8 protein-coding genes and 1 rRNA gene are annotated in these 8,199 nt (G+C 66.5%); all 9 read right to left on the minus strand.

All coding sequences use genetic code 11. The features are described 5' to 3' along the window. Positions 1 to 196: 196 nt before the first annotated feature. Complete coding sequence (locus ACH4TV_RS46075; RefSeq protein ID WP_006123076.1) at positions 197 to 670, minus strand: bifunctional nuclease family protein; 474 nt, start codon at positions 668 to 670, stop codon at positions 197 to 199. A gap of 84 nt (positions 671 to 754) precedes the next feature. Then, on the minus strand, positions 755 to 1,489 hold the full coding sequence (locus tag ACH4TV_RS46080; protein WP_398407453.1) for a MerR family transcriptional regulator: 735 nt from the start codon (positions 1,487 to 1,489) through the stop codon (positions 755 to 757). A gap of 42 nt (positions 1,490 to 1,531) precedes the next feature. Further along, entirely contained in the window at positions 1,532 to 2,422 is an 891-nt protein-coding gene (locus tag ACH4TV_RS46085; RefSeq protein WP_398407454.1) for an FHA domain-containing protein, read from the minus strand. 130 nt (positions 2,423 to 2,552) lie between these two features. Continuing rightward, positions 2,553 to 3,440 carry a DUF881 domain-containing protein gene (locus ACH4TV_RS46090; protein ID WP_398407455.1) on the minus strand — a complete coding sequence of 296 codons (888 nt, stop codon included), beginning with the start codon at positions 3,438 to 3,440 and terminating at the stop codon, positions 2,553 to 2,555. A 5-nt stretch (positions 3,441 to 3,445) separates the two neighbouring features. Next, the gene (locus tag ACH4TV_RS46095) at positions 3,446 to 3,778 is read right to left on the minus strand and encodes a small basic family protein (protein ID WP_266824523.1); all 333 of its coding nucleotides are present in this window, start codon (positions 3,776 to 3,778) and stop codon (positions 3,446 to 3,448) included. Continuing rightward, positions 3,775 to 4,671, minus strand: coding sequence for a DUF881 domain-containing protein (locus ACH4TV_RS46100; RefSeq protein WP_398407456.1), 897 nt, complete (start codon positions 4,669 to 4,671; stop codon positions 3,775 to 3,777). Before ACH4TV_RS46100 ends, ACH4TV_RS46095 begins: the two co-directional genes overlap by 4 nt. Positions 4,672 to 4,776: 105 nt before the next feature. Next, a complete protein-coding gene (locus ACH4TV_RS46105) occupies positions 4,777 to 7,272 on the minus strand; it encodes a sugar phosphate nucleotidyltransferase (protein ID WP_398407457.1) in 2,496 nt (831 codons plus the stop codon). Positions 7,273 to 7,386: 114 nt separating this feature from the next. Continuing rightward, positions 7,387 to 7,995 carry a CDP-alcohol phosphatidyltransferase family protein gene (locus ACH4TV_RS46110; RefSeq protein ID WP_398407458.1) on the minus strand — a complete coding sequence of 203 codons (609 nt, stop codon included), beginning with the start codon at positions 7,993 to 7,995 and terminating at the stop codon, positions 7,387 to 7,389. Positions 7,996 to 8,104: 109 nt separating this feature from the next. Then, a 5S ribosomal RNA gene (gene rrf / locus ACH4TV_RS46115) occupies positions 8,105 to 8,199 on the minus strand; the annotation flags it as partial.

Raw genomic sequence — 8,199 nt, forward strand, 5'->3', positions numbered from 1 at the left:
GAGTGATAATCACCCTAGGAGTGGTTTCCCGCACCCCACCGCGGGGAAAGGCTAGCCGAATGCGCTCGGCGTGGGCCGCACGACGCTCTCACACGCCGCTGGCAATTGCCATCATCCGTGTCTCCACGGGTCAAAAGACGGGCCCCACCGACCACAGGGTCCGTGGGGCCGCCTCAAGCCTCATCAACTGTCGGTCTCACTGGCTGTTGGTCCCGAAGTCCTCGGGGGAGATCTGGTCGAGGAACTCGCGGAACTTCTCCACCTCGTCCTCCTGCTCGTCCGGGATCGCGATCCCCGCGTCGTCGAGCACTCCGTCGCTGCCGTAGATCGGCGTCCCGGTGCGCAGCGCCAGCGCTATGGCGTCGGACGGGCGGGCGCTCACCTCGACTCCGCTGGCGAACACCAGCTCCGCGTAGAAGACGCCCTCGCGCAGGTCCGTGATGCGCACTTCTGTGAGCTCCTGGCCGACAGCTTCCAGCACGTCCTTGAACAGGTCGTGGGTCAGCGGTCGTGCGGGGGCCATGCCCTGCTGAGCGAAGGCGATCGCCGTCGCCTCCCCCGGTCCGATCCAGATGGGGAGGTAGCGGTCGCCTCCCACTTCACGCAGAAGCACGATCGGTTGGTTGGAGGGCATTTCGACCCGGACACCTACGACATCGAGCTCGTTCACACAGCAACCCTAGGCCGTGCCCGGGACGTTTGGGTAGTCGGGCACGGAACGGGTGGCCGATCCGGCCTTGGCAGCCCTCCCCGCTCAGGGCTGCCGCACGCCCAGCGCGATGCGCACCAGAGCCGCGTGCAGCTTCACCGTGAGCCCCGCCAGTTCCTTGCTGCGGGCCTCCGCGAGAGCCCTGGTCTGCGGATTGCGGTGGCGCTTCAACGGAGCCACCACTTGGTCGACCAGGCCGGCCTCCCGGTCGGCGGCGGCCTTCATCGCCCGCAGATGCCGCGGCTCGATCCCGAACCGCCCCAGCTCGGCGACGAGCGCGGCGACGGTGACCGTATCCGCGTCGTACGCCCCGTCCGGGAGCGGCGTGACGAGCCCGTACGACTGCCACTCCTCGAGTTCCTCGTCGCCGATCTCTGCGGCGGCGAGCAGCTCGGCGCGGCCGATCCGGACAGCCGTGGGCCTCTCGGGCTCCAGGACCGGCTCACCGTCACGCTGCCGGCCCACGGTGGGGAGCGTGACGACCTCCCCGCGCTCCATGGCGTCCAGGTACTCCCTGATCACCTTGAGGGGCAGATAGTGGTCCCGCTGCATTCTCAGGACGTGGGCGAGGCGCTCGACGTCCTCGGGGCTGAACTTGCGGTACCCCGAGGGGGTCCGCTGCGGCTCGATGAGCCCCTCCGACTCCAGGAAACGGATCTTGGAGATGGTGACTTCGGGGAACTCGTCGCGCAGCGTGTTCAGCACCGTGCCGATGCTCATCAGCCCACTGTCCACGGCGGCGATGCCGTGCCCGGCACCGCCGCTCGGTGTTTGAAGCATGGACCTTCCCTGGGGTTCCCCCGGACCGAGTCCGGGGGAGGGTCAGTAGCCTCGCTGGCTCGCGTAGAAGACCAGCCGGTACTTGCCGATCTGCACCTCGTCACCGTTCGACAGAGCAACCTGGTCGATCCGCTCCCGGTTGACGTACGTGCCGTTGAGGCTGCCCACGTCGGCGACCGTGAACATGCCGTCCTGGCCCCGGCGGAACTCCACGTGACGGCGCGACACGGTCACGTCGTCCAGGAAGATGTCGCTCTGCGGGTGACGCCCGGCCGTGGTCAGCTCGCCGTCCAGGAGGAAGCGGCTGCCCGAGTTCGGGCCGCGGCGCACCACCAGAAGCGCCGAACCGAGCGGCAGCGCGTCCACGGCGGCCTGCGCCTCGGGCGACAGCATCGGCATCTGCGTCTGACCGGTGACCTCGGCGTCGTACGCCTCGATGCCGGAGATGGAGATCGTGGACGTCGTCTCCGACGGGCGCTCGGGGGTGGCCCCGGCCCGCAGCGGCGCACCGCAGTTGGAGCAGAAACGGCTGTTCTCGCCGTTGCGGTTACCGCACCTCGTACACACCAGGGCCGACATCGACGGATCCTCCTGCCGCGGCTGCCCCGCCGGGGCATTGGACGCATACGGATCGGCGGAAAACTCTCCACCCGTACCTGAGGTTGACGGTTCCCCGAAACCTATGCGCCCGGACTGGGCAGGGTCAACAGACGGCGCGCCCTGACCTCCCGGAACGTCACCGCCCGGACCACCGACCTGGTCCCGGAACAGCGGACGCTGACCCTCCGCGTCAGGCTGTGCGCGATGGCGGGCGGTCGCATTTTCGCTGCCCTCTCGCGCGCTCTTGCCGAACAACTTCGCAAACAACTTCACGGGCGATTCCCCTTGACCGAAACAGACCCGCCCGTGGGGCAGGACGAACCCTGACTGCACCTACCGGTCGACCCGGACATCCTCACAACGTCCGTCTCCACCTGACAGTTTCCACCACGCACCACCCATTCGGTGCGCCGACCCCCCGCAACCTCATGCCCTCCGCGGACAGCCCCCATGCACCCCCGGTTCACCGGGAGGACGACCGAGCGTAGTCAGGCTGCTTCGCCGCTCGCAAGGCGTCCACGACGATCTTGCCCGCCCGCTCCACGGTAACGGTGGCCTGCTCCTTCTCCAGGGTCTGCACCACACCTCCCGGAATGTTGAGCGCCGGTTCGAGGTCCTGCGGCTTGCCGATGACCTTGAAACGATAGGGAGCGTCGATCTTGTTCCCGTCGACGCTCACTCCCCCACCGTCCTCGTCCGCCAGGAAGGTCCCGGCGACCACCCGTACCCCATTGACCTGGATCGCCTCGGCACCGGCCGCGCGCAGCTCCTGGATCGCGTCGAGCAGCATGTCCGCCTCGACCGTTCCCTTCGTGTCCTCGATGGTCAACGTGATTCCGGGCCCCTGCGCGGCCACCGTGCCCGCCAGGATGCCCAGTTGCCGCTCCTTCTCGACCGTCTGCTTCCGGGCCTCCTCAGCTTGGTCCGAGCTGTTCTCCAACTCGGTCCGCTGAGCTTCGAGACCCTGCCTCTCGTCCTCAAGACGCTGAGTACGGTCATCCAGTTCATCGAGGATGCGCACGAGATCTTCCTGACGCGCACCGCGCAACGCACTGTTGCTGTCACTGTTGGACGCCACCTGGACGGCCAGCCCGAACCCGAGCCCGAACAGCAGCAGCGCGACGATGAGCTGCGCCCGGGTGACCCGTAGCGGCCACAGCCCCTTCACCAGTCGCTGACGGCCGGTCAGGGACGGCTCGGCCTCCTCGACAGCCGCCGACTCCGCGGTCGGCGCGTCCGGAGCCTCCGACGGCGGGGGAGAGACCTCTTCGGGCAGTTCCTCGCGCAACCGGTTCTCGCCCGCGTCTGCGTGCTTGTCGCTCGCGTCCTTGTTCTTCTCGTTGTCACTCATCGGCGTCAGGCCCGGAACACGTGCCGGCGGATCGCCGCGGCGTTGGAGAAGATGCGGATGCCGAGGACCACGACGACACCGGTGGACAACTGGGCGCCCACTCCCAGCTTGTCGCCCAGGAAGACGATCAGCGCGGCCACGACGACGTTGGACAGGAACGACACCACGAAGACCTTGTCGTCGAAGATACCGTCGAGCATGGCCCGCAGACCACCGAACACGGCGTCCAGAGCCGCGACGACGGCGATGGGAAGGTAAGGCTCGACGACCACCGGAACCTCGGGCCGGACCAACAAACCGGCCACGACTCCCACGACGAGCCCCAGTACCGCGATCACGATGTGCCCTTCTCTGTACTCGGCTGTGCTGTACGTACGATCACACTCGGTGCGGCGGGCAGCCGGAGGTCGCTCTCCACGGAGATGCTGGTCCGGATGTCGAAGTTCTCCTGCAGCGCGTGCAGATACAGTCCGTCGGCGCTGTCCTGGAACCTGGTGCTCAACCGCTTGCCGTCCCCCACCGCGAGCACCGTGTACGGCGGCACCAGCGGCTTGTTGTCGACCAGTATCGCGTCTCCCGCGGCCCGGATCGCCGACAGGGCCGTCAGCCGCTGTCCGTTGATCGCGACGGCCTCGGCGCCCGACTGCCACAGCCCGTTGACGACCCGCTGCATGTCCCGGTCACGCACCCGCCCCGTGTCGGAGAACCCGGAGGTCTCCCGCGCGTCCCCGCCGGCACCGGTGCCGGCTTCCTTCGCGTCGTCCACGACGAGCTTCACGCCGGGCCCGTGCACCTCGATCGCACCGGACAGGATGCCCACCAGGTCGGCCTGTTCACTGCCGCCCTCCGAATTCAGGGCCGCACGTTGACGCGCGCTCACATCGTCGCGCAGCTCGTCGACGGACTCTTCCAGCTTGTCCGCCGCCTCGGTCTCGAGGTCGATACGGTCGATCAACTCCTCGCGCTCCTTGGCGATCCCGGGCGCCGCGATCCGCGCCTGCGCGGCCCCCACGGTCACCACCAGAGCGGCGAGCACCAGACCGGCGGCAAGGCCGAGTTTGGCCCTGAGCGGCTTCGGCAGAGCGCCGGCGCCCGCGGCCTTCTTCCGTGCGGCCGCCTCGGCATACCCCTCGTCGAGGCTGTGGTCCATGACGTTGGTGAGCAGCGACATGGACGCGTCCGGGCGGGAACGGCTCGCGGGGACGCTCCGAACGGGGGGCTGCTGCGGCATGCCGCACATCGTCCCACGTCGTGACCACTACCTCCGAACGGCCCCACCGGCGTGCCGGACAGGCCCCTTCCGGGACCCGTCCGGCACGCGCGCGTGCAACCCGCTTCAGCGACCGGCGCTGTCCACAACGGCAGCCCACTCATCGAGCAGCGCCTGAGCGGAAGCATCGTCAGGCCCCTCGGCCCACAGATGCGTAACAGCCTCCGCCGGGTCAGGCAGAACCATCACCCACCGCCCGTCGGTCTCAACAACGCGCACCCCGTCCGTGGTGTCGACAAACCGCTCTCCGGCCTCCTCGACGACCCGCCGCATGACAAGTCCCTTGACGGCCCAGGGAGTCGCCAGATCCCGCTTCAGGACGTGCGCCCGCGGAATCCTGGCATCGATCTGGCTGAGAGTGAGCTGCGTCCGCGCGACCAGCCCGATGAGCCGTACGAAAGCCGCCGTACCGTCGAACACACTGCTGAACTCCGGCACGATGAACCCACCGCGCCCGTCCCCGCCGAAGATGGTCGACTCATCGCGCCCGACCCGGGTCAGATCGTCGGGCGAAGTAGTGGTCCACTCCACCTGTGTCCCGTGATAGGCCGCGACCTGCTCGGCGATACGAGTCGTGGTCACCGGCAGCGCCACGCGCCCGCTGCGCCGCTCGGCGGCCACCAGATCCAGCATGACCAGAAGCGCCCGGTCGTCCTCGACGATCCTCCCCTTCTCGTCAACGAGCGAAAGTCGCTCACCCACCGGATCGAACCGCACCCCGAAGGCGGCCCGCGCCGACGCCACGATCTCCCCGAGCCGCACCATCCCGGACCGCCGGGTATCCGCGGACTCCGTCGGCCTGGACTCGTCGAGACCGGGATTGATGGTCAGCGAATCGACACCGAGCTTGCCGAGCAGACTGGGCAGCACAAGTCCCGCACTGCCGTTGGACGCATCCACGACCACCTTGAGTCCGGACTCCGCGATCCCGGTCGTGTCGATATTCCGCAGCAGCGACCCGGTGTACGAGTCGAACACACTGGCCGGGAAGTACAGATCCCCGATCTCCCCGGGGAACGCCCGCCGGTACTCCTGCCGCGCGAACACCCGGTCCAGCTTCCGCTGGCTGGCCTGCGAAAGATCGGCACCCTGCCCGTCGAAGAACATGATGTCGACGGAATCAGGCACACCGGGCGTCGTCCGGATCATGATCCCCCCGGCACTCCCCCGCGCAGTCTGCTGCCGAGCCACCGGCAGAGGTACGTTTTCCAGGTCTCGGACGTCGATGGCGCTGGCCTGCAACGCGGAGATGACCGCCCGCTTCAACGCGCGGGCACCGCGGGAGTGGTCGCGGGCTGTGGTGACAGTGGACCCCTTCTTCAAGGTGGTCGCGTAAGCCCCGGCCAGCCGCACTGCCAGTTCGGGTGTGATCTCGACGTTCAGAATCCCGGACACGCCACGAGCGCCGAAGAGATGTGCCTGCCCCCTCGATTCCCAGATCACCGAGGTGTTGACGAATGCGCCGGCCTCGATCGTCTTGAACGGGTAAACGCGGACGTTCCCCTGGATGATCGATTCTTCACCGACGAGACACTCGTCGCCGATGACCGCGCCGTCCTCGATCCGGGCCGCTCGCATGATGTCGGTGTTCTTCCCGACGACGCAGCCACGCAGATTGCTGTGCTGACCGATGTACACGTTGTCGTGCACCACCGCCTTGTGCAGAAAGGCGCCGCTCTTCACGACAACGTTCGAGCCGACAACGGTGTGCTCACGGATTTCCACGCCGGCCTCGATCTTGGCGTAGTCCCCGATGTAGAGGGGCCCACGGAGCACGGCATCGGGATGCACCTCGGCGCCCTCCGCGACCCACACACCGGGCGAGATCTCGAAGCCGTCGAGCTCGACATCGACCTTGCCCTCCAGGACATCGGCCTGTGCCTTCACATAGCTCTCATGCGTGCCGACGTCTTCCCAGTAGCCCTCGGCGATATAGCCGTAGACCAGCCGCCCTTCCTTCATCAGCTGCGGGAAGACGTCACCGGACCAGTCGACGGAAACATCGGCCTCGACATAGTCGAAGACCTCGGGCTCCATGACGTAGATGCCGGTGTTCACGGTGTCGGAGAAGACCTGACCCCAGGTCGGCTTCTCGAGAAAACGCTCGACCTTGCCTTCCTCGTCGACGATGGTGATACCGAATTCCAGTGGATTCGGCACCCTCGTCAAGCAGACAGTGACGAGCGCACCCTTTTCCTTGTGGAAACTGATGAGCTCGGTGAGGTCGAAGTCGGTCAGCGCATCACCGGAGATGACGAGGAAAGTGTCATCCTTCAGCGCCTCCTCGGCGTTCTTGACGCTTCCGGCGGTACCGAGTGGCTTCTCCTCATTGGCATACGTGAGCTCCATGCCGAGCTCTTCCCCGTCACCGAAGTAGTTCTTGACGAGCGACGCCAGGAACTGGACGGTGACGACTGTCTCGTTGAGCCCATGCCTTTTGAGCAGCCGCAACACATGCTCCATGATCGGCCGATTGGCCACTGGCAGGAGCGGCTTGGGCATGCTTGAGGTCATTGGGCGAAGGCGCGTGCCTTCGCCTCCGGCCATCACGACGGCCTTCATGTCGGAAGCGTCCTCCTTGAAGAGACGACGGTCTAGCCGACTTCACCCGTCCAGATTGTCCCGCACTTTGCCGACGCGGGCCATGCAGCCACTACAGCCGCTCAATCGGCGAGCTCAATCGGCCATGGCGTCCGCACGAACCAGTCGGCGGACTTGTACCACGTAGAGGACTCCTGCCCACCAGTACAGGGTTGTACCCCATCCGGCGAACGCCCATCCGAAAATAGCAGCGAGTGACGAGATCCATCCACTCCCGTCACTGAGCAGAAGTAGCGGGAAGGCATACATCAAGTTGAAGGTAGCCGCCTTCCCCAGGAAGTTCACCTGCGGCGGCGGATACCCATGGCGCCTGAGGATGCCCACCATCACCAGCAGAACCAACTCTCGCACCAGCAGTGCAGCGGTCAACCAGATTGGCAGAATCTCGCGCCAGGTGAGACCGACCAAAGTCGAGAGAATGTAGAGCCGGTCAGCCGCCGGGTCGAGGAGCCGGCCAAGGCTGCTGATCTGGTTCCAGCGCCTCGCGAGCTTGCCGTCCAGATAATCACTGATCCCACTCAGCATCAGCACCAGGAGCGCCCAGCCGTCGCTCTTCGGACCGCCGAACTCAGGCCGAAGGATCAGCCACAGAAAGACGGGGACGCCGACGAGACGCGCCATGCTGAGGATGTTCGGGATGGTGAGGACCCGCTCTGTCTGAACACGGGTCTCCTGGACCTCCACCCGGGGACCTCCTGTGAGAAACGAGCCAACGGTGCCCCCTGACCCTACCTCAACGCAAAAAAGCTCCGGCTCCCGGGCGATATGCCCAAGAGCCGGAGCTATAAAAGGAGTTCGGCGGTGTCCTACTCTCCCACAGGGTCCCCCCTGCAGTACCATCGGCGCTGTGAGGCTTAGCTTCCGGGTTCGGAATGTAACCGGGCGTTT

This window comes from Streptomyces sp. NPDC020898 (assembly GCF_044333925.1).
Lineage (GTDB): Bacteria > Actinomycetota > Actinomycetes > Streptomycetales > Streptomycetaceae > Streptomyces.

What these genes read in the sequence shown, in the direction of transcription:
- ACH4TV_RS46080 (WP_398407453.1), bottom strand. Translation starts at nt 1,489, where the DNA reads ATGCTTCAAACACCGAGCGGCGGTGCCGGGCACGGCATCGCCGCCGTG.
- ACH4TV_RS46090 (WP_398407455.1), bottom strand. Translation starts at nt 3,440, where the DNA reads ATGAGTGACAACGAGAAGAACAAGGACGCGAGCGACAAGCACGCAGAC.
- ACH4TV_RS46100 (WP_398407456.1), bottom strand. Translation starts at nt 4,671, where the DNA reads ATGCCGCAGCAGCCCCCCGTTCGGAGCGTCCCCGCGAGCCGTTCCCGC.
- ACH4TV_RS46105 (WP_398407457.1), bottom strand. Translation starts at nt 7,272, where the DNA reads ATGAAGGCCGTCGTGATGGCCGGAGGCGAAGGCACGCGCCTTCGCCCA.